The following is a 24,642-nucleotide window of genomic DNA, read 5'->3' as shown; positions in this document are numbered from 1 at the left end:
AGTGGGCTTCTTTGTTTATATATATCATAGGTTCGGTTATTGATTTTTTCATAACAAGGGTTCTTTCAGATAACTTTTATTGCTCATATAATTTATATAAAAGAAAGGTATATGGATCGCAGAAGCTTATTAAAGAAAGGTGTATTAGGCACTTTAGCCGGTGGGTTGCTGGGAGTGCCTGCTGTATCTTCCGCAACGAAGGGCGATAAACGAAAACGGTTATTGCGTTTTGCGCATCTTACAGATGTACATATATACGCTGTTTTGTATACCTATGGCCGGCTATCATCAGCCGGCCATAGGTATTTTATGATGTAGATGAAATTACCCATTCAATGGTGACAACAGCAGGGCAACAGTCTGGGTTATGAACTGGTATATGATTTGGCTGTAATTAAGATAGAAACCAATGATATGGCACAACCGGAAAATACCAGCCTGTGGTGGCAAAAAGGCATAATCTACCAGGTATATCCCCGTTCATTTCAGGATAGTAATGGGGATGGAGTAGGAGATATAGAAGGTATTATACAGCGACTGGAATACTTGAAATGGCTGGGAGTAAATGCTGTCTGGCTTTCGCCGGTTTATCCTTCTCCTATGGCTGATTTTGGATATGACATAGCTGATTATATTGGAATACATCCTTTATTTGGTACTATGGCCGGATTTGACAGACTAGTACAGGAAGTGCATGCATACGGTATGAAACTGATATTGGATCTGGTTCCTAATCATACTTCCCATCTGCATCCCTGGTTTCTGGAATCCCGCTCATCGCTCCATAATTCCAAAAGGGATTGGTATATATGGAAGGATGCTAAAAAAGATGGTTCGCCACCCAATAACTGGCTAAGCATGTTTGGAGGTGGTGCCTGGGAATGGGATGAGCCCACACAGCAGTATTATTATCATGCCTTTTTAAAAGAACAGCCCGATTTAAATTGGCGCAATCCGGCTGTGCAGGGGGCCATGCTGGATGTAATGCGTTTTTGGTTACAAAAAGGGGTAGATGGGTTTAGGGTTGATGTGATGTGGCATATGGTAAAAGACGCGCAGTGGCGTGATAACCCGCCTAATGTAGCTTACGAACCACACATGGCTACCTATGAGCAATTGCTTCCTGTGTATTCGACCGACCAGCCTGAAGTACATGATATTGTAAAGCGTATGCGTGGTTTATTGAATGAATTTCCGGAAAGAATGATGATAGGAGAGATTTATCTGCCTGTGAATAAGCTGGTAACCTATTATGGTACCAACAACGATGGCGCTCATTTACCTTTTAATTTCCTGTTGCTGAACATGCCGTGGAATGCACGGCAAATTGCTGCTGCTATTGATCAGTATGAAGGGGCATTGCCTGTAAATGCCTGGCCAAATTGGGTACTGGGTAATCACGATCAACCCCGCATTACCAGCAGGGTAGGACAGCAGCAAGCGCGTGTTGCTGCTATTTTGTTACTTACTTTAAGAGGCACACCTACTATTTATTATGGAGATGAAATAGGAATGCGCGATGTTCCTATTCCTTTTAATGAAGTACAGGACCCACAGGGATTAAACATGCCGGATAAGAACCTGAGCCGCGATCCCGGCCGCACGCCTATGCAATGGGATAATACGGCCAACGCTGGTTTTACAACGGGTAAGCCCTGGTTGCGCCTGGATGCAGTGTATGGCAGAACCAATGTACAGCTGCAACAAAGGGATGCTTATTCCATGCTGGCATTGTATCATCGTTTAATAATTCTGCGCCAGTCAGAGCCTTCATTACATGCCGGTGATTATACTCCTGTATATGCAGATACTCAAATGATTGCTTATATAAGGCATCAGGAAGGGCATAACCGTTTTTTAATAGTGTTGAACCTGAGTCATAAACCTTGCTATTTTACAACACCGGCGCTTGCATTTAAAGGTATAGTGATAATGGCAACCACGCCAGAACTAGAGGGAGTAGTTATTGACAACCGGGTTAACCTGGCAGGAGATGATGGGGTGATTATTCAATTACAAAATGAGTAAAAGGTTGGTAAGCTTGCAATGAAAAACAATCAATCATATACATTTCGCGTTTGGGCTCCGTTAAAGCAAGCCATGATATTACACCTGATACAGCCAGAAGAAAAGAAGCTTGCTATGAACAGAGAGAGCGATGGCTATTTTAGTCTTACCATTGAAAACGTGCCGGTGGGGACCCGTTATTTTTATATGCCTGATGGAGAGAAGGATTTTCCTGATCCTATGTCGCACTATCAGCCGGAAGGGGTACATGGCGCTTCGCAGGTTGTATTTCATCATGAATTTACCTGGACAGATGCTGACTGGTGCGGTTTGCCTTTTGAGCAGCTGGTTATGTATGAACTGCATCCGGGTACTTTTACCCCGGAGGGAAATCTGGAAGCGATCATTGCTTATCTAGACGATCTGGTTACATTGGGAGTGAATGCTATTGAGTTAATGCCCGTGGCGCAGTTTCCAGGCAATCGTAACTGGGGTTATGATGGAGTATACCCTTATGCTGTGCACAACAGTTATGGCGGGCCGGATGGTTTAAAAATGTTGGTAGATGCTTGTCATAGTAAAGGGATTGCCGTTTTTCTGGATATTATATACAATCACCTGGGGCCCGAGGGGAATTACCTGGCAGCTTTTGGTCCTTACTTTTCCGGAAAGTACCATACGCCCTGGGGAGATGCATTGAATTTTGACGACGCCTGGTGCGATGGTGTACGGGATTACTTTGCCAATAACATGCTGCACTGGTTTACGCATTATCATATAGACGGGCTACGGGCTGACGCAGTGCATGAAGTGTACGATCGGGGGGCGGTGCCTTTTTGGGAATACTGTTACCATAAGGTACAGGAGTTGCAGCAACAGGCCGGGCGGCCCTTATACCTGGTGGCAGAAAGTGACTTAAACAGCCCACATGTAATTAAACATCCGGAAGCCGGAGGATGGGGATTTACTGCACAATGGCTGGACGATTTTCATCACGCCTTATATGTGCTGGTGGATAAAAAAGGAATAGAACATTATGGCGATTTTGGTCGTATGCAGCAGTTGGTAAAGGCTTTTAAAGAGGGTTTTGTGCACAGCGGTGAATATGTACAGTTTCGTAAACGCAGGCATGGCGCTTCTTCAGCGGGCATTCATGGCAACAGGTTTGTAGTGTTTAGTCAAAATCATGATATAGTAGGTAATCGTCCCACAGGCGAACGTTTATCAGTGTTAACCAGCTTTGCACAACTAAAACTGGCAGCAGCAGCTGTTTTACTTTCACCCTACGTTCCTATGCTGTTTATGGGAGAGGAGTATGCAGCAGAAACACCCTTTTGTTTTTTTGCAGATTATAGCGAACAGCAACTGCGGGATAGTTTAATAGAGGGACGCAAGAAAGAATTTGCAGCTTTTAATTGGGAGGTAGATCCGCCAGATGCTTTGAGTGAACAAGTATATCATAACTGTAAACTGCAATGGCAGCAACGCAACACGGGCAGGCATCAAGTAATGCTCCGTTGGTACACACAGCTGATAGTTTTGCGTAAAAAACAGGCCTTATTAAGCAATCTGAACAAGAACAATATATATATAACGGCAATAGGGGAAGATGGTTGTGTGGTACACAGGCAGGATGATAGGGGGACTCAGCATTTATTTTGTGGTTTTAATTTTTCAGAAAAGTCTCTTAGCTATCCTTTGCCCTTAGCTGGTAAAACATGGCAAAAATTATTGGATTCTACAGAACAGCAATGGCAGGTAGAAGAGGAGAGGGCATTTGTTCAGGAGATGCCGCAAAGGCCAATTTTAATAACAGACACGGATGAAATGGTATTGCCTCCTTATGGTGTAGTGGTATATCTGGCTGTATAACTTCTTATGCATAGATAAATTGTTGTACAAACTCATCCGCACTGGTAAGTTTTTATCTGTTATTCCGGGAGAAATAGGGTGTATTGCTGGCTTTCAAAGGAGTTGTAGTGGATGAGACGAGAGTCCTGTATGTTCTGTAAGGGGGTAATGTGAAAGAATCTGGATAATTAAGTATACTTTTTATGTAAAAACGCATGGAAAAGATCAGTCTACTGAATTTTATAAGAGTTGTGGTGAAAGAAGGAGGAGGGGTGTGCCTTCTTTTTAGATAATATACGTAATAAAAATAGAGTTTCCATTTTCCTTACCCGGTACTGGCCGGGAAGTCCGGAGTCCTCCTGGAACTTCCGCCAGTATTGCTGAGGAGATCCGGAGTGCTGATTATTTTTTCTGGTTGGGCATTGCAAGAATCAGAAGTGCTCTGGACTTTTTCAGCAGCTCTATAGTCGAATTCCGGAGTACTGCACTCATTTAACTCAGTGCTATGTAAGAGACCAGCACGACTCCAGATTCTTTGTTCAAATGTCCGTGGAAATCTCAGCGTTCTCCAGTGTATTTCCGCAGCATTATTGAAAAACTTAGCAGAACGCTGGATTGTTTCAATAGTACCAGATAAAAAGTCTTTACCGTGGTTATATTATCTTGGTGTCTACAATTCAGATAATATTTCATACCTCCTTATCCCATTTCAAAGGCCAAATGGCTGCTGATCAGCCTTGTTTCCTTGAAAATATTTGCAAAAAGGGGTAATTATATTTGGTAGCGTAACAAAGGTTCTTATCTTTGCCGCCCACTACACAAATAGCGGGCAGTTCTTTAAACAGCAAGTGGTAAAAAAGGTTGAGAAATAACTAAAAATAAATTTGGTGAATGTTTCGAAACTGTTACCTTTGCACTCCCAATAAAACGGGAACAGTTCATTGAAAATCAGCGGTTTATAAAGAATTAACTTCAAAAATAATTCAAAAATAAATTTGCTAATTTGAAATAAAAACTGCTACCTTTGCAACCCGAATGAAACGAAAGTGACGGACGGGAAAACAAAAAAAAGCTCTTCTACTTTGAAAATGATGACCGGCTCTAAGGCCTACGGGATCGAAACCTGACCATCAGCAATTTTTAAGTTCTTTGAAAGAATGGAAGCAACAGTACTACTTTAAATAGTAGGTAAGTGTAAGCAACGTAACAAAATTAAAATTCACAGACGCAATTTCGAGAGAAATTAAGTTAGTGATCAAAACTCATTTACAATGGAGAGTTTGATCCTGGCTCAGGATGAACGCTAGCGGCAGGCTTAATACATGCAAGTCGAGGGGTAGCACAGTATAGCAATATATGGGTGACGACCGGCAAACGGGTGCGGAACACGTACACAACCTTCCTTCAAGCGGGGAATAGCCCAGAGAAATTTGGATTAATGCCCCATAGAATAACGGCTCGGCATCGTGTTGTTATTAAAGATTTATCACTTGAAGATGGGTGTGCGTTCGATTAGGTAGTTGGCGGGGTAACGGCCCACCAAGCCTACGATCGATAGCTGATGTGAGAGCATGATCAGCCACACGGGCACTGAGACACGGGCCCGACTCCTACGGGAGGCAGCAGTAAGGAATATTGGTCAATGGACGCAAGTCTGAACCAGCCATGCCGCGTGGAGGATGAAGGTCCTCTGGATTGTAAACTTCTTTTATCTGGGACGAAACAACGTTTTTCTAAATGTCTTGACGGTACCAGATGAATAAGCACCGGCTAACTCCGTGCCAGCAGCCGCGGTAATACGGAGGGTGCAAGCGTTATCCGGATTCACTGGGTTTAAAGGGTGCGTAGGCGGGCATGTAAGTCAGTGGTGAAATCTCAAAGCTTAACTTTGAAACTGCCATTGATACTATGTGTCTTGAATTTCCTGGAGGTTAGCGGAATATGTCATGTAGCGGTGAAATGCTTAGATATGACATAGAACACCGATTGCGAAGGCAGCTGACTATAGGTGAATTGACGCTGATGCACGAAAGCGTGGGGATCAAACAGGATTAGATACCCTGGTAGTCCACGCCCTAAACGATGGATACTCGACATACGCGATACACAGTGTGTGTCTGAGCGAAAGCATTAAGTATCCCACCTGGGAAGTACGACCGCAAGGTTGAAACTCAAAGGAATTGGCGGGGGTCCGCACAAGCGGTGGAGCATGTGGTTTAATTCGATGATACGCGAGGAACCTTACCTGGGCTAGAATGCAGTTTGACCGTGGATGAAAGTTCATTTTGTAGCAATACACAGATTGTAAGGTGCTGCATGGCTGTCGTCAGCTCGTGCCGTGAGGTGTTGGGTTAAGTCCCGCAACGAGCGCAACCCCTATCTTTAGTTGCCATCAGGTTAAGCTGGGAACTCTAAAGAAACTGCCGTCGTAAGACGCGAGGAAGGAGGGGATGATGTCAAGTCATCATGGCCTTTATGCCCAGGGCTACACACGTGCTACAATGGTAACTACAAAGAGCTGCTACTTGGCGACAAGATGCTAATCTCAAAAAAGTTATCTCAGTTCGGATCGCAGTCTGCAACTCGACTGCGTGAAGCTGGAATCGCTAGTAATCGTATATCAGCAATGATACGGTGAATACGTTCCCGGACCTTGCACACACCGCCCGTCAAGCCATGAAAGCCGGGGGGACCTGAAGTCGGTAACCGCAAGGAACTGCCTAGGGTAAAACTGGTAATTGGGGCTAAGTCGTAACAAGGTAGCCGTACCGGAAGGTGCGGCTGGAATACCTCCTTTTTAGAGCGACGCTCACTTTTTAATTGTTGTTTCCTTCTTCTTTCAATTTTTATTTGTCTGATTAGATAAATAAAAAACGTAACTAAAAAATAAAGATCTTTCAGATACTGAATAGTATGACTCGAAACAGACCCGTAGCTCAGTTGGTTAGAGCGCTACACTGATAATGTAGAGGTCACCAGTTCAACTCTGGTCGGGTCTACTTAATGTTTTACTGGGGGGTTAGCTCAGTTGGCTAGAGCATCTGCCTTGCACGCAGAGGGTCATCGGTTCGACTCCGATATCCTCCACTTTAAAAGCTGTAAGCAGGATGCAAACAGCAATAACACAAGTTCTTTTGAAATTAATGAGATACGGCATAATGGCCTAAAGGTTCATAACCTTACTATCTACTAAAGTTCTTCCATTCGATCGCAAGAAAGAAAGGAATGAATAGAGTTCTTTGACATATTGGGAAAGCAAAATTACTAAAGAGAGATTTTATATAGTGGAGTTCATTTTAGGATGAACAAATGCTGAATAAAAACATGTAAGTTTTTTAAAGCGAAATAAGGGCGCATGGTGGATGCCTAGGGTCTGAGAGGCGATGAAGGACGTGGTAAGCTGCGATAAGGCAGGGGGAGCTGCACACGAGCGTAATATCCCTGCATTTCCGAATGGGACAACCTAATTACTTGAAGAGTAATTACTCGAAAGAGAGCCAACCCGGAGAACTGAAACATCTAAGTACCCGGAGGAAAAGAAAATAAGAATGATTCCCAGAGTAGTGGCGAGCGAAAAGGGAAGAGCCCAAACCGAAATAGCGTGCTGTTTCGGGGTTGTAGGACTACGTTTAGAAAGTGTTATCAAATCGAACCATCTGGAAAGTTGGGCCATAGCAGGTGATAGCCCTGTAGATAGAAATTAACATGGACGAGTAGTATCCTGAGTAGCGCGGGACCGGAGGAATCCTGCGTGAATCTGCCAGCACCATCTGGTAAGGCTAAATACTCCTCAGACACCGATAGTGAACCAGTACCGTAAGGGAAAGGTGAAAAGCACCCTGAACAAGGGAGTGAAATAGTACCTGAAACCGTGCGCCTACAAGCGGTCGGAGCAACTTAGGTTGTGACGGCGTGCCTTTTGCATAATGAGCCTACGAGTTGCTCCTCACTGGCGAGGTTAAATTCGTGAACGAATGGAGCCGTAGCGAAAGCGAGTCCGAATAGGGCGATTAGTCAGTGGGGGCAGACGCGAAACTTTGTGATCTATCCATGGGCAGGTTGAAGTTCTGGTAACACAGAATGGAGGACCGAACCCGTTGACGTTGAAAAGTCTTGGGATGACCTGTGGATAGGGGTGAAAGGCCAATCAAACTGAGAGATAGCTCGTTCTCCCCGAAATGTTTTTAGGAACAGCCTTGTATATAGAAGTTTAACAGAGGTAGAGCTACTGATTGGGCTAGGGGGCTTCACCGCCTACCAAACCCTGACAAACTCCGAATGCTGTTAAATATCTACAGGAGTGAGGCTGCGGGCGCTAAGGTCCGTGGCCGAGAGGGAAATAACCCAGACTAGCAACTAAGGTCCCTAATACGTAGTTAAGTTGATCAAACGAGGTGGGATTTCAATAACAGCCAGGATGTTGGCTTGGAAGCAGCCATTCATTTAAAGAGTGCGTAACAGCTCACTGGTCGAGAGATCCTGCACGGAAAATAATCGGGCATCAAACTACGAACCGAAGTTCTAGATTCAGATAATATCTGAGTGGTAGGGGAGCATTGAAATTGCATCGAAGCTGTTAGGCGACTAATGGTGGAGCGATTTCAAAAGAAAATGTAGGCATAAGTAACGATAAAAGAAGTGAAAAACTTCTTCGCCGAAAGTCTAAGGGTTCCTGATCAACGTTAATCGGATCAGGGTTAGTCTGGTCCTTAGGAAAACCCGAAAGGGGCATCTGATGGAAAGAAGGTTAATATTCCTTCACCTGCTATGCATTAAAAGTGACGCATCGACGTGGTGGTTACGTACTGACAGAATAGTGCGTAGAGATGAATCTTCGGAGGAGTCGAAATCATAAAATTGGTGCCGAGAAAAGCGAGTATAGCAGCCAGTACCGCAAACCGACACAGGTAGACGGGATGAGTATTCTAAGGCGCTCGGGTGAGCCGTGGAGAAGGAACTAGGCAAATTGACGCTGTAACTTCGGGACAAGGCGTACCGTAGCGATACGGTCTCAGTAAAATGATTCAACCAACTGTTTAACAAAAACACAGGGCCCTGCAAAATCGAAAGATGACGTATAGAGCCTGAAACCTGCCCGGTGCTGGAAGGTTAAGGAAGGATGTTCGGCGCAAGCCAAAGCTTCTGACTGAAGCCCCAGTAAACGGCGGCCGTAACTATAACGGTCCTAAGGTAGCGAAATTCCTTGTCGGGTAAGTTCCGACCTGCACGAATGGTCTAATGAGTTGAATACTGTCTCCTCCACGAGCCCGGTGAAATTGTAGTATCGGTGAAGATGCCGGTTACCCGCCACGGGACGGAAAGACCCCGTGAACCTTCACTACAACTTTGCATTGATCTTGAGTAACAAATGTGTAGGATAGTTGGGAGACTGTGAAGTAGCTTCGCCAGGAGTTATGGAGTCAACGTTGAAATACCAACCTTTTGTTACTTAGGACCTAATCCAGAAAATGGAGACATTGCATGGTGGGTAGTTTGACTGGGGTGGTCGCCTCCTAAAAAGTAACGGAGGCTTGCAAAGGTACCCTCAGTACGGTTGGTAATCGTACGTAGAGCGCATTAGTATAAGGGTGCTTGACTGTGAGACAAACAAGTCGATCAGGAGCGAAAGCTGGCTAAAGTGATCCGGCGGTTCTGTATGGAAGGGCCGTCGCTCAAAGGATAAAAGGTACTCCGGGGATAACAGGCTGATCTTACCCAAGAGCTCATATCGACGGTAAGGTTTGGCACCTCGATGTCGGTTCGTCACATCCTGGGGCTGGAGAAGGTCCCAAGGGTTCGGCTGTTCGCCGATTAAAGTGGCACGTGAACTGGGTTCAGAACGTCGCAAGACAGTTCGGTCCCTATCTGTGGTGGGCGTTAGGAAATTGCGGGGACGTGACCTTAGTACGAGAGGACCGGGTCGCATGTACCGCTGGTGAATCTGTTATGCCGCTCGGTGTATTGCAGAGTAGCTATGTACAGTCAGGATAAACGCTGAAAGCATCTAAGCGTGAAACCTACCTCAAGATGAGTTTCCTTTTAAGGGTTGTCAAAGACTATGACGTTGATAGGCTATAGATGTAAAGTTGGTAACAACAAAGTCGAGTAGTACTAATTACCCGTAAGCTTTAATTTTTTTAATATCGCTCGAAAGCAATGGAGAGTAAGTAGATATTAAAACTCTTTAGTTGAGCTTCCCAATATGTATCTTATTACGGTTGAGAGATTGTAGTGCAAGTCAGTGAATAGAGTAACTGATAAGAAACGACTACGAACTAACAATTTAAGATCTTATGGTGATTATGCCGAGGGTGTTCACCTCTTCCCTTACCGAACAGAGAAGTTAAGCCCCTCATGGCCGATGGTACTGCAAAGAAATGCGGGAGAGTAGGTAGTTGCCATATTTATTAAAAGCGCCTCACTGGAAACAGTTGAGGCGTTTTTGTTTTGTATATATCCCAATATACATACCACCTGCCTGGCGTTGATTATTACCTTCTCCAATCATGTACTTTACCAATTATACCAGGTTGACTATTATAAATAAAAATCCCGGTCACCTAAAAGATAACCGGGATTTTTATTTATAATAGTCAATCTACGCCAGGATAATTCCCAGCAGAGTTGTTCTTATTTCAGTTTAGCCAATGCTTCTTTAATACGTGCCCATGCCTTTTCAATGTTAGGCAGGCTATTGGCGAAAGAGAAGCGAACACAATTAGGTTCGCCAAAAGCATCACCCATTACAGAAGATACGTTGGCAGTATTTAGTAAATACATGCTGAAGTCTGCTGAATTGGTGATAGTGGTAGTTCCATCAGATTTTCCGAAATAGTAAGAAATATCAGGGAAGATATAGAATGCACCTTCGGGTTGGAAGGTTTTGAAGCCTGGAATGTCTTTTACCAGTTCCAATACTCTTGCTCTTCTGCGGGTAAATTCTTCCGTCATTTCGAAAGAAGGTTTCAGATCGGTTGTTAAAGCTACTACCGCTGCTTTTTGAGTAATAGAGCAAGTAGCGCTTGTCATCTGGCCCTGAATTTTTTCCATCGCTTTGGCTATCTCTGTATTAGAAGCAGTATAGCCTAAACGCCAGCCAGTCATCGCAAAGCCTTTACTTAAGCCGTTGATAACTACAGTACGGTCTTTCAGTTCACCAAACTGCGCAATGCTTTCGTGCTTGCTTACGAAGTTGATGTATTCGTATATCTCGTCAGAAATGATGTAAATGTTAGGATGTTTAGCAAACACAGCTGCTAACGCTTCCAGTTCTGCTTTGCTGTACACTGCACCAGAAGGATTGCAGGGACTGGAGAACAGAAATAATTTGGTTTTAGATGTGATGGCTGCTTCCAGTTGAGCAGGGGTGATTTTAAAGCCGCTTTCCAGTGTAGTTTTTGCTTCTACGACTTTACCGCGTGCTATTTTCACCAGCTCGGAGTAGGTAACCCAGTAAGGAGTTGGAATAATTACTTCATCGCCATCGTCTACTAATGCCAGGATGGCGTTGGCCAAACTTTGTTTAGCACCGGTAGAAGTAATAATATGCTCTGGCTTATAATCGAGGTTATTGTCGCGTTTTAACTTAGTGCAGGCTGCTTCACGCAAGTCTAAAAAACCAGCTACAGGAGTGTAATGGCTCCAGTTGTCGTTGATGGCTTTAATAGCTGCTTCTTTAATGTGTGCAGGAGTATCAAAATCCGGTTCACCCAGGCTTAGATCAATTACGTCTACGCCTTTTGCCCTCAATTCGCGGCCCAGTTTGGCCATTTTTAATGTTTCAGGCTCGTTAAAACGTTGCAGTAACGAAGATAGTTGCATAGCTTATTTCCAATTTGGCACCAAAAGTAAGTAATAAGCTACGGTTTTCTTTTAAAATTTCTTAAACCCTGGCAAGCTTTGTTGGAAAATATTGAATGTTATTATGTTTTTGTTGAATAAAGTTTTCTGTGCAATTATCTGTTAGGCCAGAAGAGTGTATCTACTTTATGAATGATACCATTGGTTGCAAAAGAATCTTTGGTTAAGAAAGGCACAAAGAACAAGGCCGGGCGGTTTCGTACATATACACCCAATTGCTTATTACTGCTATTTTCTTCCGTGTTAAGAATAATTAAACTATCCGATGCAGTTGTCACCTGGGTATTATATATAAAATCACCTGTTTGCCATAAAGTGGCACTGATATAATGATGGTTTACCAGTTTAAGTATGCTATCAGTGGTTAATGCTGCTGATAAGGCTGTTACAGTACCTAAACCAGCTTGCCGGAAAGCGTTATTTACCGGAGCAAACAAAGTATGATAGCTGACAGTAGTATTAAAAACGGTAATGGTATCGGTAGCCATGTTCAAAGCTGCTCTGTATAAGCTCAGTGTGGTATCTGCTTCTAAAAATTGCTGTAATGTTTTGGTGGGTGATACCAGCAGTTGCGAAATAGCATGTATAATACCATTGGATGCGGCTATATAGCTGTTTTCAATAGGTAAGCCATTTACGCGCGATCCGTATATAGCCGTGTGGCTGGTATAAATGTATTGCCCATTGAGGGTTTGCAATCTGCTTTGTGCTTTTATGTTACCTGGTGTAAGGGCTTCCCCTATCAGGTGGTAGCCAATTAATTTATTTAGCCTGGCGGTATCCATTGTTTTAATGGAGTCTAAAGTATAGCCGGCGGCAGCAAAAGCGGCATTGTTAGGCGCAAATAGGGTTAGGCTGGGCGAAGTGCTTAATATGCTTTTATAACCTGTTCTTACCAACGCGGAGTCAAGGATAGAATAATCAGAATTGGCGTCTATCAGTTGAGCAATAGATTCATTGGGTGGTGTAGCAAATTTGTTTTTACAACTGCTGATACAGGCTATGCCTGCTATCATCACCAATAAGGTATATAAAAACTGTTTCATTGCCACGAATGTAAATCAAAACCATCTGCTGTGCTGCAAAATATGGTTAAGAAAAAAGCCCCGCTGTAGAAACAGCGGGGGGAGCGCATACCCCTCCCCAGGGTAAATACGATACAATATTTATCCTGCGCACAGCCACACGACTGCATGCAATACATTTTACAATCAGGTATATATAGATAATTACAGAATGGTTAATTCACGCAGATATTGGATGATTATAATTCAGGTTTCCGGTAGCCTGATTAGCAAGAATGGGCACTCACAAAAACGAAAGTGTGCAGACCAATTCTTACACGTAACATGTTCATGGAGGCACTAGGAAGAGCCTTCGGCACACGTAGGTAAGATGGCCCACACACTTTCATTACAAAAATATGCATGGGCGCTTAACTTAACCCCTCGTGCCGATGTAAAATTTCCTAGTTTTCCAATGACGAGATTGTAAGCGATCACTTTGTCAGTTGCCTGCAAAGTGTAAGCGCGAAATATGTTTTTTAACAATCAGGAACATCTAACGTGTTCGTTGATAATACAAATATATGTGTACTTATTCTTTTTTAGAATTAAAATTTGCAATTGAAGTAGAAAAATATGTTGGTGCTGTTGTGTGGAGGGGATGTAATTTTTCGTTATTAAGTAAGATGTGTCACAACATCATTACACTAAAGAACGTACGTTTGTATTCTAAATATATATATGTCCCACGAAGCTATTTCGGTTTTTGATATGTTTAAAATAGGAGTTGGCCCTTCCAGCTCCCACACCCTTGGACCCTGGCGCGCAGCACAACGTTTTATCAATGCTATACAAACCCGTTTTCCTTTAGCCTCGCCTGTTCATGTGCAGGTGTTATTGTATGGCTCATTAGCTAAAACCGGAAAAGGCCACGGTACGGATGTGGCCGTGTTGATGGGATTAAGTGGGGAAGATCCTGTTACTATTGATGTAAATTCTATTAATGATAAAATAGCAGCTATTAACGAGTTATGTCAGCTGCATTGGGGAGGTGTTAAATGGCTTGCTTTTAATACCGAAACTGATATGCAGTTTTTATATAACGATTCATTGCCTTTCCATCCCAATGGCCTTAGTTTTCTGGCTACGCTGGATAATGGCGAAGCTATTAGCGAAACCTATTATTCGGTAGGTGGTGGATTTGTGGTGCAGGAAGGGGAAACTGCTTCAAAAGCGGCCAGCGTGGATTTGCCTTTTCCGGTGAATACTTCTGAAGATTTGCTGCATTGGTGTATGAAAACCGGCCTTACCATTAATGAGGTGGTGATGGAAAATGAAAGCGCCTGGCGTAGTGATGCAGCAACACGTAAAGGTGTGCTACAGATATGGAATACGATGCGCGAATGCATCTATCGAGGCATTCATAGCCAGGGCATTTTACCTGGTGGGTTGAATGTACGCCGCCGTGCAGCTGATTTAAACAAGCGGTTGACCGGTGCTACCGGTTATACTGATTTTGATAGCTGGCTGCAGGTGATTAAACGTGGAGGTTCTAGTTTCCAGTACATACTGGATTGTGTAAGTTGCTTTGCATTGGCGGTAAACGAAGAAAATGCTTCTTTCGGGCGTGTGGTAACAGCGCCTACTAATGGTGCGGCAGGGGTAATACCAGCTGTGTTATTGTATTACATTGCATTTTGCGATGGTAATGATGAAGAGAAAATTATACGCTTTTTATTAACGGCCAGTGAAATAGGCAGCATCTTCAAAAAAGGAGCTACCATATCGGCGGCTATGGGTGGTTGCCAGGCTGAGATAGGAGTGTCCAGTGCCATGGCAGCTGCTGCGCTCACAGAAAGCCTGGGTGGCACACAGCGCCAGGCAATTATGGCAGCTGAAATTGCTATGGAGCATCACCTGGGGCTTACCTGCGATCCTATTGGCGGGTTAGTGCAGGTGCCTTGTATCGAACGTAACACTATGGGGGCTGTAAAAGCTATTACGGCCGCTCAGCTGGGCTTACAAAGCACTCCTGATTATGCGAAAGTATCGTTGGATAAAGTAATTAAAACCATGTGGGATACTGCGCTGGATATGAGCAGTAAGTATAAAGAAACTGCAGATGGCGGATTGGCTGTGCACATCCCCATTAGTCTTAGCGAATGCTGATCAACAGCATTCGCCATTTTACCTGAATAACCTGATTCCCAGTGAAAGATTAACCGATTGGTTTCTATACTGGGGCTGACCTATTATGTTTCCGGAGGGTGTGAAGGCGCGGGAATATTGTAGTCCCAGTGTATACTTGTTAAACTGGTATTGTACATGAAACAGAAACCGTCTTTCAGAATTTCTGATATTATATAACTGGTTGGTATTGGCGTCAGGTGCAGTAGTAGTTGCTGATTCTGGCTTATTAGTGGTGGCAACGGTAGCCGCATGTACTAACGATGGATTGATAAACTCCGTTATAGCAGGGCGTGTCAGCGTTCTGTTGGCAAACACGCTATTCCAATTAGGCACTACCGACGTTATTTGCCGTGCATCCCCTCTTGTATTTGCCTGTGCCTGGCTGGTAGTGTTCTCATTATCCGGTTTCATATAAGACTGCACTCCTGGTATAAAGGATGTTTTGGCTGCTGCCATGGCGGTTACAGACAAATCAGGTGTAGCATTGGCATTGGGAGGTAAGGCGGCAGCTACAGTATTATTAGCAACTACATTATTGTAATTACTTACCAAAGGCTGCCCGAAGTTGCCAGGTACCAGTGACGACATGCCTGAAGAAAAACGCAGGTTCTTACCTATTTGTACAGAAGTGCCCACAGAAGGATAAGATGGTAAGCTGTATAATTGATAGTCGGATAGCATTACGCCTTTAACACTGATACGTACTTGTTGATTGGTCATACGCAATAATGTTTGCTTATCTGGCTGGGTTGTGGCAGTTGTTAACGGTAATTGTAACTGTAGCTGTCGGGTATTATTGTTAGCGGGGAAAAATATCAATGGTAATCTAATAGGAACACGTTCCACATTTTTTGCCTGCTTACTGGTTAAGTCCGGAGCTGTAATGGTCCAGGCCAGCAATTGTGAATCGGCTTGTTGGCTATAAGGCAGGGGGCTGGCGTTGCCTGTTAATGCAGATTGAAGGGATGCCAGTGGTTTGGTAGGAGCAGTGCTTGTTGGCTTTATGGCAACATTATGGGATGAGATATCATTATCATGTAAAACAGCAGATGGTTGTGGCAGAGAGGATGTTGTTCGCTCGCCATCAGCGTTATAAGTTATAGTACGGTGATAGTTATAAGAAGTGTCTGAAAGCAGGGCAGGAATACAAAACAGAACCAGCAAGCAGGCGGCGGCCAGCAATAACGTTAGAAAACGAACAGGTTTAGCCACAGTTTTTTGCTGTGGCATGTGCAGATGGAGCAATTCCTGCATTTGCTCCCATCCCTGGTTTTCTAAAAATTGCAGATCATGCATACTTCTTCTTTAAAAGGTCCTGCAATCGTTTTTTTCCTTCCATCAGGTGCCAGCGTGATGTAGTTTCGCTGATGCCCAATTCTTTGCCTATTTCTTTATGCGTGAAACCCTGCATAAAGAACATTCTGCATACTTTGCCGGTAATGGAAGGCAATTGGTTGAAATAATAATCCATGTCACGATTGTGGCCGTGTATCGGTACTGAATATTCTAAATTTTCAATGTCTATATCTGATATGTCGGTTAATTCTACCTGGTTTTTGTTTTTACGATAATGGTCAATACATACATTACGTACAATGGTTTTGCCCCAGGTTTCAAAAGAAGCCTTTTTGCTGTCAAAATCTTTTAAATGGGTGAAAATTTTTAGAAAGGCTTCATTTACAATTGATAACAGGGTTTGGTTATCTTTAGAAAAATCCTTCGCCACCGTATAGAACAGGCCAAAGAACTGCCGGTACAGCTGTTCCTGTGCGGTGCGGTCGTTTTGACAACACATTTCTATAATATGTGACAGGTTCGGTGCTCCCACTTTGGTGATGGAAACCGGTAATCGAACTGGTATACCGGCTTCCAGACAGTTATTGTTTAATAAACGTTATGGTTTTTACAATATGAGGCACGCTGGCTGAATCGGCATAGTTTACCAGTAATGAATCCTTACTAATGCTTACCAACCGCATAGAACGATATTCTGTTTTTTTACCCTTGAACACCAGTGAATCCTTCGCAAGCCTTAATCCCCAATAGCCATAGTCGTAAGGGAATATAGTACTGTCGCAACTACCGGCAGTGCTATCGGCAAACGAAAACACGCCATCTGTACCACTTAACCCAAACTTGATCACTGCACCGGTGGTATGGCATTGTTTACTGATAATGCTATCTGTATTGGGCATATTCACAGAAGGCACTTTTATATCTTTAATTTTCCAATTGTGACTAATGATCAATGCTACAGTTGGGTCGTTGGTGTACACATCGTCTTCCGCTGTTTTACTACAGGCCAAACTGAGTCCCAAGCAGGTAATAAGGGCGAAAATTCCAGGTTTTGCCAACCTGTTTTTTCTGGTTGAATAGTTCGTCATATTTGTTATATAGTGTTTTACGAATATAAAGTTGAAAACGTTGGGTGGAAGGCAAAAAAAATGAGAATAACGGGAAAGGGCATAAAAAAAGCCGGACTGTCAGGTCCGGCTTTAGCTTGAAATACATCGATTTATTAGTTGTAAAGCGGGTTTACTTCCAGCTCTGTTACGTCAATATCGGCGTAGTTTTTAATCTCGTTGTATAAAGTATCCCTTTCTACCGGCTCTCTTTTAGCTTGTTTAATCAGCGACACCAGTTGGGCAGTGCTTAAAGCAGGAGTTTGCTCTTCGCTACCAGCCATAGAGTAAATTTTAGTGGTATCGTCAATGGTACCATCCAGGTCGTTTACACCAAAGCTTAAAGTTAACTGCGCATTCTGGCGTCCCAGCATAGGCCAGTAAGCTTTCAGGTGTGGGAAGTTATCCATATATAAACGAGCAATGGCATACAGGCGCATATCTTCTATTACAGAAATTTCCGGGATGTTGCTCATGTCGTTATCTCCATTGCGAAATTTCAGCGGGATAAATGTGTTGAAGCCACCTGTTTCGTCCTGCAGTTTTCTCAGGCGTTCCATATGGTCTACACGATGCCAGTATTGTTCCAGGTGACCATATAACATAGTGGCATTGCTGTGCATGCCCAGGTTATGCGCAGCACGGTGTATGTTTAACCAGCCGTCGGCGTCTACCTTGTCCGGACAAATCTGGTCACGTATTTCGGAATGGAATATTTCAGCGCCACCACCTGGTAGTGATTGCAGGCCGGCATCGTGCAGCACTTTCATGCCTTCTTCTATGCTTAATTTAGCCTTGCGTATCATATAGTCCAGTTCTACAGCGGTAAAACCTTTAATATGCAGGTCGGGCCTATGGGCTTTTATCTTTTGCAGTAGTTCTACAAAGTAATACAGGTTCATTTTGGGGTGTACGCCACCTACAATATGTACCTCAGTAACCGGTTTGCCATCGTACTTTTTCACAATGTCCATCATCTGCTCAATGCTCAGCTCCCAGCCATCTTCGCGGTGGGCATATAATTTAGAGTAAGAACAGAAGTTGCAGGTAAAAATGCAAACGTTGGTGGGCTCTATATGAAAGTTGCGGTTAAAGTAGGTTTTATGACCATGCTTTTGCTCCCTTACCCAGTTAGCCAGGGCACCTGCAAAAGGCAGGGATGCTTTTTCAAACAAAATCACTCCCTCATCATAAGAAATCCTGTTGCCTGCCAGAATCTTTTCACCTATCTGTTGTAATTCCTTGTCTGTTACAGATGCTACCACCTGCCTCGGATCCGCGCTTGTAGAAAACATAATCTGCTGGTTTGAGAGGGTAAAATTAGGCAAAAAGCAAATAGTAGAGGTGTTAATTGAAAAGGTGCTCTTTCATATACATCAAATATTGAATAAATTTCGGGTATAAACTGGTGCTTATGCTATCTATGCGCATTGCCTTACTCACTACACTGCTATTGTGCCGGCAACTGCCGGCTTTTTCCCAGGTGGTTTACCAGGGAAAAATAACCGACCTCGAAACCCATAAACCGCTGGAAGGAGCCAGTGTGTTTTTGAGTAATACTTCTTATGGCACGCTTACAGATGTGAATGGAAATTTTTTGTTGAAAGTGCCTGTTGCCGGTACGTATGATATGGTAGTGGCTATGGTAGGATATGAGACTTATGTGCGTAACATTTCTTCCACGGATACGAATTTGCTGTTGCAGATTGAAGTTACACCTGAGGTGAAAGAACTGGAAGCTGTAGTGTTGCAGACCTATGAAAAGAATGGATGGGAAAAATGGGGCGGACTTTTTTTCCGCAACTTTATTGGCACCTCCGATTTTTCAGTGGATTGCAGCATTGTGAACTATAAGGATATCCGGTTTTTGAATAATAAGGAAGATCATGAATTAGTGGTTACCTGCCGCAAACCTTTGCTTATCGAAAACAGGGCGCTGGGCTATACTATCCGTTACCAGCTGGCACAGTTCAAATATAATTTTCAGAGCCATTACCTGTTATATACCGGGTTTCCTTTGTTTGAAGAAATGAAGGGAAGTGAACGAAAACAAAAGATATGGGAAAGCAGGAGGGAGGAAGCCTTCCAGGGAAGTGTGATGCATTTTATGCGTGCTTTGTATCGCAATAAATTACAAGAAAATCATTTCCTGGTATATCGCTTATTGGTCAGGCCTAACCTGGAGAAAAAAAGAGTAAGAAGTATTTACCGTACTGTAAAAGATATATCTGTATATCCTCCGGATTCAGTAAGCTATTTTGAAAAGATAAGTATGCAGGCCGATAATATGAATGCCCTGAACCCCCATGCTATTACGGGAGATTCTATTGCTTATGCTATAGACAGTGTAACGGCGGGCCTGGATTTCCCCAATCACTTGTGGGTGGTATATACCGAAAAGAAAGAGCCATCAGCTTATTGTGGCATTGGCAATAACAAACCTCCCGCACCGGTTTCTTCGGGTATACACATTGTAAATGAAGGAGAGATTTTGAAAGTAATGAGTAATGGTGCGTATTTCGATCCTACCAATCTGATCATGTCTGATTTCTGGGCCTGGAGCGAAAAAATGGCCTGTATGCTACCACTTGACTATAAAAGCAAAACGATGCCCTGAATTACAGAGGGGGGGCTTAATATTCAAATGTTCGCTTCGCAATATATCAACGAATATGAATTCTAGGGGAGGGGGGAGCTATTTTAGCACGGGGCAGGTATCTGCAAAAAAAGGGTGTATCAAAATCTGATACACCCTTTTCTATTCAAGAAGATTCAAGCAGGTGAAAAACCTGTTATTGTTTTAATATTTTGGTGGAATAGCTATGATCGGTGTAAAACAGTTTTACCACATACATACCTACGGGAACACCTGCAATGTTCATGGGTAAATAAGCCGGCGCATTACCTGTTGTATAGGTTTTGCTGGTAATTAACCTGCCTGCCATATCATACACACCTATTGCTTTTAAGGTAGTAGGTGTTTTGTAATGTTGAATTACAAAAGTGCCATTGATAGTAGGGTTAGGAGTAATTAAAAAGCCTTTTTCCTTTAAAGCTTCCAGCACTACTTTGGTTTTTATATTGATGTTATCAATATAAGTATTGTTCCGGCCATTGGAAATGTTACGGAACACCACCTGGAACGAGCCGCTGGATGGTAAGGTACCGGTAAGGTTTATAGAATCTGTGCGGTAAGCGCCTGCAGCAGCAGGAGAATAAGATACACCCGCTGTACTGTTGGTTACGGTTTGTAAATCTGTGCCATACTTTTTGTAAATGCTGGTATAGCTGGCCCCGCAATCACTGGTAAGTAATACTTCCAGTGTATCTGGTGTACCGTCTGTGCTGTTATAGGCAGCCGCAACATCAAACGTCAGGAATATACTATCCACCGTACCATATTTGATAACCGGTGTTCTTAATTCGTCTTTGGCATTGGTGTAAGCATAACCAAAGTTGGCCATTACGGCGGCAGCGGTATCGCTGCTGCTGGTTAAAGAGGTGGCCTTGCGCACTTTTTGCCAGGTGGTTTTGTTATCCGGATTATACACTCCCCAGCTTTCAGGAGGGAAGCTGCCTTCAAAACCTTCTGTTACCGGTGCGTTGATAATATTGAAAATAGAAATGCCTTTGTATAGGGTATCGTTAATAGTTTTCTCGTCTGTGCCACCGTTAGGATTGGTTACCCATACCGTTAATTTATGCTGGCCGGTAGATGCAGCTGTTAACTCAGGCAAAGCAATATAGGTAGTATCACTGGTGGATAGGCTACCTGTCCAGGCTATGGAAGTGGCCGTGCCATCGTTTAATTGGTAATGGATAGTAGCGCTGGTTAATGTATTCTTACCTCTGTTTAACAGGGTAGCGGCAGGATGAATGCTATAGCTGCTGCACAGGAAATCTTCAGCATACACATTTTGTATAGCCGCATCTACATTGGCCACAGACACTTTGGATACATTAATGCTGTCTATGTATAAGTTGGCTCCCTGCCCGCTCAGGTTTCTGAAACGGATAATCATGTTCTGGCCTTTTACCATATACGAAGTCAGGTCTATCGATTCCCGTCTCCACTGAGAAGTAGTAGGGGTAAAGCTGTTAGAATTGCCTGTAACGGTAGACAGGTTTGGAGGAGACTTCATGTACACTGCGGTAAAGTTGTTACCACAGTCTGTAGAAACCCATACCTGTAAGCCATCGTAGGAGCCGGCACTTCTGGCGCGATAAGCTACACTGAAAGAAAGGAAAGAACTATCGGTATCGGTACTGAAATCAATAGGCGGGGTAACCAGGTCGTCCCAGGCACCAGCCGTATTGGAGGAATTGGCTACCAGGGCAGAGTAAGTGCCGCTGACAGCTGCAGTCCCCAGCTTCCAGGTAATGCTGTTATCAGGATTGGAGATATACCAGCCTGCCGGTGGAAAGGTGGTTGATTCAAAGTTTTGTGTGTAAGGTGCGGTTACAGGCGAGCTGTTTACATATACTACCCGGGTAAGTGTGTCGTTATTGGTATATACATCGGTAGTGTTATTAGGCTTGCTTGTGTAAATGGTTATGTTATGGGTGCCGGCTGAGGCGGTAACTGCACCCAGATTTACCTCTACATCACCGCCGGAAGCCAGACTACCTGTCCAGGTAACAGTATTAGCCGTAACGCCATCATATTGTATGGTAAATGTAGTGCTGGTTAATATGCTGCTACCCAGGTTACGTAACCGGGCAGTGATAGTGGCATTACTGCATACTACCGGTACGTTGGTGCCGCTACGTGCGCCGGGAGTAAAGTTGGTTAACGCAGCATCGATAACACCAGAGGGCGGTAAATCGGTTTGTGAGCTGGCCAGTGCGCTGCGGTAAAGCGTTAAGGCATTTTGCATACGGCATACCTGCGCGGTGGTAAACATAGCATAGCTTACATCGTAGGTATAATCCATATAGTTCTGATAATTGATACCTGGTGTAGTGGTGGCGCAATTATCTGTAACATAACCACCTAATACCCCTGCTGACTGATCTCCCTGGTTAGGAGTATCATCAGAACAAGAGCTGGGTAAGCTATAGCCCGATTGTATGTCAAAGTCACTGCCAGAGCATGCGCCATTGTCATCCCCCCATATGTGATACAGGTAAAAGAAATGGCCTGTTTCGTGCACCAGTGTGCGACCCATATTATAGCCGGCGAAAACATAAGCCGGGTTGTTGCCAAAAGCTTTATAGTTTACAACAGTGCCCTGTACATCGTTGGCATCGGAATCGTAAGGGAAAGTAGAAACACCTAGTATGCCATCTGAAAAACCTACTACCCATACATTGTAATATTTGGCTGTGTTCCAGGCAGCTACGCCACCTGAACTGGCTTTTTTTGCATTGGTATAGGTATTCTGGGTGTATAAAGTAGTGGTTTTTTTACGCTCAATGCCGGTGGTGTATTTGCCGGCAGTATCTGTACGGGCCAGTGCAAAGCGAATGCTGCTGCTGCCAAAGCGGGCTTTAAATTCAGCAGGTAAAGATGTTTTGTCTGCGTTTAAGCCGGCATAATCGATATTCAATCTTTCTATTTGCTCGTATATGTCGCGGTCGGTAACCAGGGTAGTATCACTCATCTGAATATGAACTACCACCGGAATAACGGTTTCATTGCCAAGAGTAGAGAAGGGGGAGCTGCCTGTTGTGGTTCTGGCGGCAGCTGTGTTGCTGCTTCTCAGTAAATAATCCTGGTATTTTTTTTCCCCTTCCTTACGCCATACATCCTGCAGGCCAGGATTTTTTTTCAGTTTTTCCTGTAATACCTCCATGGTAATACAGCGTTTAGGGGTGCCGTCAGTAGTGTTGGTTGTTTGAGCGTTTGCAGTTACGGTAAGTATGGCTGTTGCTATCAGCAACAGCGCATGTTTGTATAAGGACATAAGAGCGTTTAAGAGTTCAAAATTAGAAAGTTGACTACCATATAGATACCATCTTTCGGCTTTATGAATAGCATTTTAGGGTTGTCCCCCCTCAAATGTCTACGAACGCAAATATATCCATGATTATTTAGATTAATATGCCGGCGATTGTAGCAGAAAGGTACGACGCCAAAGTGCCGCAAAGCAGGGCTTTAAGGCCTAATTTGGCTAAATCGGTTCTTCTGCCGGGTGCCAGCTCTCCAATTCCACCTATTTGCATGCCCACGCTGCTGAAGTTGGCAAAGCCGCAAATGGCAATACTTACTATCAATAATCCTTTTTCAGAGATCACCGGAACGGATTTATCGGTCAGATGCTGGAAGGCAACAAACTCATTAATACTCAGTTTCTGGCCCAGCAAGGTAGCTACACTGCTTACATCACCCTGTGGCACACCCATAGCCCAGGCTACCGGGTAAAAGAATTTGCCAAAGACCCAGTTAAGGGTAAGGTTAAAATTGGGATTGAACAGGTGACCTACCCAGGTAAGCACAGAGTCCAGCACGGCAATCACTGCAATAAAGCCAATCAACATGGCAATTACGTTCATTGCAATTTTAAAACCATCGCTGGCGCCATGGCTCACTGCATCAATAACGTTGGTATAGTTGCTTTTTACTTCCAGTTTTACTTTGCCCAGTGTTTGACTTTCCTCTGTTTCGGGAAACACAATTTTCGCTATCACCAGCGCACCAGGAGCAGCCATTAAGCTGGCGGTGATCAGTTTAGGCGCTAAATCCAGCCCGGCAGCAGCGCCCATGTTGGCATATACCACCAATATACCGCCTGCAATACAAGCCAGGCTTCCGCTCATAGATGCCAGCAATTCACTTTTGGTCATGCCCTGTAAATAGGGGCGAATCATTACCTGCGCTTCTACCTGGCCCACAAAGGCGCTGGCTACGTTGCTTAATGCTTCGGCACCGCTTACGCGCATAATAAAGTTCATGGCGCGGGCAATAACAGCCACCACACGCTGCATAATACCAAAATGGTAAAAAATGGCCACCAGGGCACATACTAATATAATAGTAGCAGTTACGTTAAAGGCAAACACAAAGCCGCCGCCTATGTAATTGCCAACAGTTCCATCGGGTTGTGTGGTAACAATACCACCATATACAAACGAAGCACCCTCACGGGCAAAATGTTCTATTTTCTGCATACCGTGACCCAGTTTCTGGAAAAACCAGGCTACCGGTGGCACTTTAAAAACCAGTAATGCAATAATTACCTGTAAACCAATGCCGCTAAGCACCAGGCGATAATTGATCTTTTTTTTGTTGTTGGAGAAGAGATAGGCAACGCCGAGAATTAGAATAACGCCAAAGATGCCTTGTAGTCGTCCCATATGCGAAAAATATGTGTTGAATGCGTGTAATG

13 protein-coding genes, 2 tRNA genes and 3 rRNA genes are annotated in these 24,642 nt (G+C 43.9%); 10 read left to right on the top strand and 8 right to left on the bottom strand.

Annotation, left to right across the window (positions count from 1 at the left end):
• The first annotated feature begins 111 nt into the window (after nt 1-111).
• From FLA_RS17785 to rrf, 8 genes are all read left to right on the top strand, one after another.
• On the top strand, nt 112-318 hold the full coding sequence (locus FLA_RS17785; protein WP_076378550.1) for a hypothetical protein: 207 nt from the start codon (nt 112-114) through the stop codon (nt 316-318).
• 96 nt (nt 319-414) lie between these two features.
• Nucleotides 415-2,028, top strand: a complete 1,614-nt coding sequence (locus tag FLA_RS17780) for an alpha-amylase family glycosyl hydrolase (protein ID WP_076379330.1) — start codon at nt 415-417, stop codon at nt 2,026-2,028.
• Between the two features lie 18 nt (nt 2,029-2,046).
• Complete coding sequence (treZ, locus tag FLA_RS17775) at nt 2,047-3,879, top strand: malto-oligosyltrehalose trehalohydrolase (RefSeq protein ID WP_076378548.1); 1,833 nt, start codon at nt 2,047-2,049, stop codon at nt 3,877-3,879.
• 1,247 nt (nt 3,880-5,126) lie between these two features.
• Nucleotides 5,127-6,655: ribosomal RNA gene (locus tag FLA_RS17770) — 16S ribosomal RNA — on the top strand.
• A 128-nt stretch (nt 6,656-6,783) separates the two neighbouring features.
• Nucleotides 6,784-6,857 (top strand) — tRNA-Ile (locus FLA_RS17765).
• Nucleotides 6,858-6,871: 14 nt separating this feature from the next.
• Nucleotides 6,872-6,945, top strand: a tRNA-Ala gene (locus FLA_RS17760).
• A 247-nt stretch (nt 6,946-7,192) separates the two neighbouring features.
• Nucleotides 7,193-9,993 (top strand): 23S ribosomal RNA (locus FLA_RS17755).
• Nucleotides 9,994-10,150: 157 nt separating this feature from the next.
• Nucleotides 10,151-10,262: ribosomal RNA gene (gene rrf / locus FLA_RS17750) — 5S ribosomal RNA — on the top strand.
• The 16S, 23S and 5S rRNA genes sit together here with 2 tRNA genes alongside, the layout of an rRNA operon.
• Before the next feature lie 226 nt (nt 10,263-10,488).
• Here the strand turns inward: rrf and FLA_RS17745 are convergent.
• Complete coding sequence (locus FLA_RS17745; RefSeq protein ID WP_076381339.1) at nt 10,489-11,679, bottom strand: pyridoxal phosphate-dependent aminotransferase; 1,191 nt, start codon at nt 11,677-11,679, stop codon at nt 10,489-10,491.
• A 134-nt stretch (nt 11,680-11,813) separates the two neighbouring features.
• Entirely contained in the window at nt 11,814-12,764 is a 951-nt protein-coding gene (locus tag FLA_RS17740; RefSeq protein ID WP_076381340.1) for a fasciclin domain-containing protein, read from the bottom strand.
• A 699-nt stretch (nt 12,765-13,463) separates the two neighbouring features.
• On the opposite strand from FLA_RS17740, the gene FLA_RS17735 reads away from it, so the two are divergent.
• Nucleotides 13,464-14,891: an L-serine ammonia-lyase gene (locus tag FLA_RS17735; protein ID WP_076381341.1), complete on the top strand. Its 1,428-nt coding sequence runs from the start codon at nt 13,464-13,466 to the stop codon at nt 14,889-14,891.
• 18 nt (nt 14,892-14,909) lie between these two features.
• Here FLA_RS17735 and FLA_RS17730 read toward each other — a convergent pair whose 3' ends face one another.
• The 4 genes from FLA_RS17730 to mqnE all read right to left on the bottom strand — a co-directional run bounded on the left by FLA_RS17730 (nt 14,910) and on the right by mqnE (nt 18,609).
• Nucleotides 14,910-16,208 carry a hypothetical protein gene (locus FLA_RS17730; RefSeq protein ID WP_076381342.1) on the bottom strand — a complete coding sequence of 433 codons (1,299 nt, stop codon included), beginning with the start codon at nt 16,206-16,208 and terminating at the stop codon, nt 14,910-14,912.
• Nucleotides 16,201-16,707: an RNA polymerase sigma factor gene (locus FLA_RS17725; protein ID WP_096511118.1), complete on the bottom strand. Its 507-nt coding sequence runs from the start codon at nt 16,705-16,707 to the stop codon at nt 16,201-16,203. The genes FLA_RS17730 and FLA_RS17725 overlap by 8 nt, the downstream gene beginning before the upstream one ends.
• A gap of 82 nt (nt 16,708-16,789) precedes the next feature.
• Nucleotides 16,790-17,296, bottom strand: coding sequence for a hypothetical protein (locus FLA_RS17720; protein WP_076381344.1), 507 nt, complete (start codon nt 17,294-17,296; stop codon nt 16,790-16,792).
• Between the two features lie 134 nt (nt 17,297-17,430).
• Entirely contained in the window at nt 17,431-18,609 is a 1,179-nt protein-coding gene (gene mqnE, locus FLA_RS17715) for an aminofutalosine synthase MqnE (protein WP_076381345.1), read from the bottom strand.
• A 119-nt stretch (nt 18,610-18,728) separates the two neighbouring features.
• Here mqnE and FLA_RS17710 point away from each other — a divergent pair, with 119 nt between their 5' ends.
• On the top strand, nt 18,729-19,931 hold the full coding sequence (locus FLA_RS17710; protein WP_084206429.1) for a carboxypeptidase-like regulatory domain-containing protein: 1,203 nt from the start codon (nt 18,729-18,731) through the stop codon (nt 19,929-19,931).
• Nucleotides 19,932-20,106: 175 nt separating this feature from the next.
• Here FLA_RS17710 and FLA_RS17705 read toward each other — a convergent pair whose 3' ends face one another.
• On the bottom strand, nt 20,107-23,220 hold the full coding sequence (locus tag FLA_RS17705; protein WP_076381347.1) for a M43 family zinc metalloprotease: 3,114 nt from the start codon (nt 23,218-23,220) through the stop codon (nt 20,107-20,109).
• Nucleotides 23,221-23,347: 127 nt separating this feature from the next.
• On the bottom strand, nt 23,348-24,610 hold the full coding sequence (locus tag FLA_RS17700; protein ID WP_076381348.1) for a NupC/NupG family nucleoside CNT transporter: 1,263 nt from the start codon (nt 24,608-24,610) through the stop codon (nt 23,348-23,350).
• Between the last annotated feature and the right edge of the window lie 32 nt (nt 24,611-24,642).

Source organism: Filimonas lacunae, from assembly GCF_002355595.1.
Classification (GTDB): domain Bacteria; phylum Bacteroidota; class Bacteroidia; order Chitinophagales; family Chitinophagaceae; genus Filimonas; species Filimonas lacunae.
Note: the sequence above shows the minus strand (reverse complement) of the source record. Positions and strands in the feature narration are given on the sequence as shown.

What these genes read in the sequence shown, in the direction of transcription:
- FLA_RS17785 (WP_076378550.1), top strand. Translation starts at nt 112, where the DNA reads ATGGATCGCAGAAGCTTATTAAAGAAAGGTGTATTAGGCACTTTAGCC.
- treZ (WP_076378548.1), top strand. Translation starts at nt 2,047, where the DNA reads ATGAAAAACAATCAATCATATACATTTCGCGTTTGGGCTCCGTTAAAG.
- FLA_RS17710 (WP_084206429.1), top strand. Translation starts at nt 18,729, where the DNA reads ATGCTATCTATGCGCATTGCCTTACTCACTACACTGCTATTGTGCCGG.
- FLA_RS17745 (WP_076381339.1), bottom strand. Translation starts at nt 11,679, where the DNA reads ATGCAACTATCTTCGTTACTGCAACGTTTTAACGAGCCTGAAACATTA.
- mqnE (WP_076381345.1), bottom strand. Translation starts at nt 18,609, where the DNA reads ATGTTTTCTACAAGCGCGGATCCGAGGCAGGTGGTAGCATCTGTAACA.
- FLA_RS17720 (WP_076381344.1), bottom strand. Translation starts at nt 17,296, where the DNA reads ATGACGAACTATTCAACCAGAAAAAACAGGTTGGCAAAACCTGGAATT.
- FLA_RS17700 (WP_076381348.1), bottom strand. Translation starts at nt 24,610, where the DNA reads ATGGGACGACTACAAGGCATCTTTGGCGTTATTCTAATTCTCGGCGTT.
- FLA_RS17705 (WP_076381347.1), bottom strand. Translation starts at nt 23,220, where the DNA reads ATGTCCTTATACAAACATGCGCTGTTGCTGATAGCAACAGCCATACTT.
- FLA_RS17740 (WP_076381340.1), bottom strand. Translation starts at nt 12,764, where the DNA reads ATGAAACAGTTTTTATATACCTTATTGGTGATGATAGCAGGCATAGCC.
- FLA_RS17725 (WP_096511118.1), bottom strand. Translation starts at nt 16,707, where the DNA reads ATGTGTTGTCAAAACGACCGCACCGCACAGGAACAGCTGTACCGGCAG.
- FLA_RS17735 (WP_076381341.1), top strand. Translation starts at nt 13,464, where the DNA reads ATGTCCCACGAAGCTATTTCGGTTTTTGATATGTTTAAAATAGGAGTT.
- FLA_RS17780 (WP_076379330.1), top strand. Translation starts at nt 415, where the DNA reads ATGGCACAACCGGAAAATACCAGCCTGTGGTGGCAAAAAGGCATAATC.
- FLA_RS17730 (WP_076381342.1), bottom strand. Translation starts at nt 16,208, where the DNA reads ATGCATGATCTGCAATTTTTAGAAAACCAGGGATGGGAGCAAATGCAG.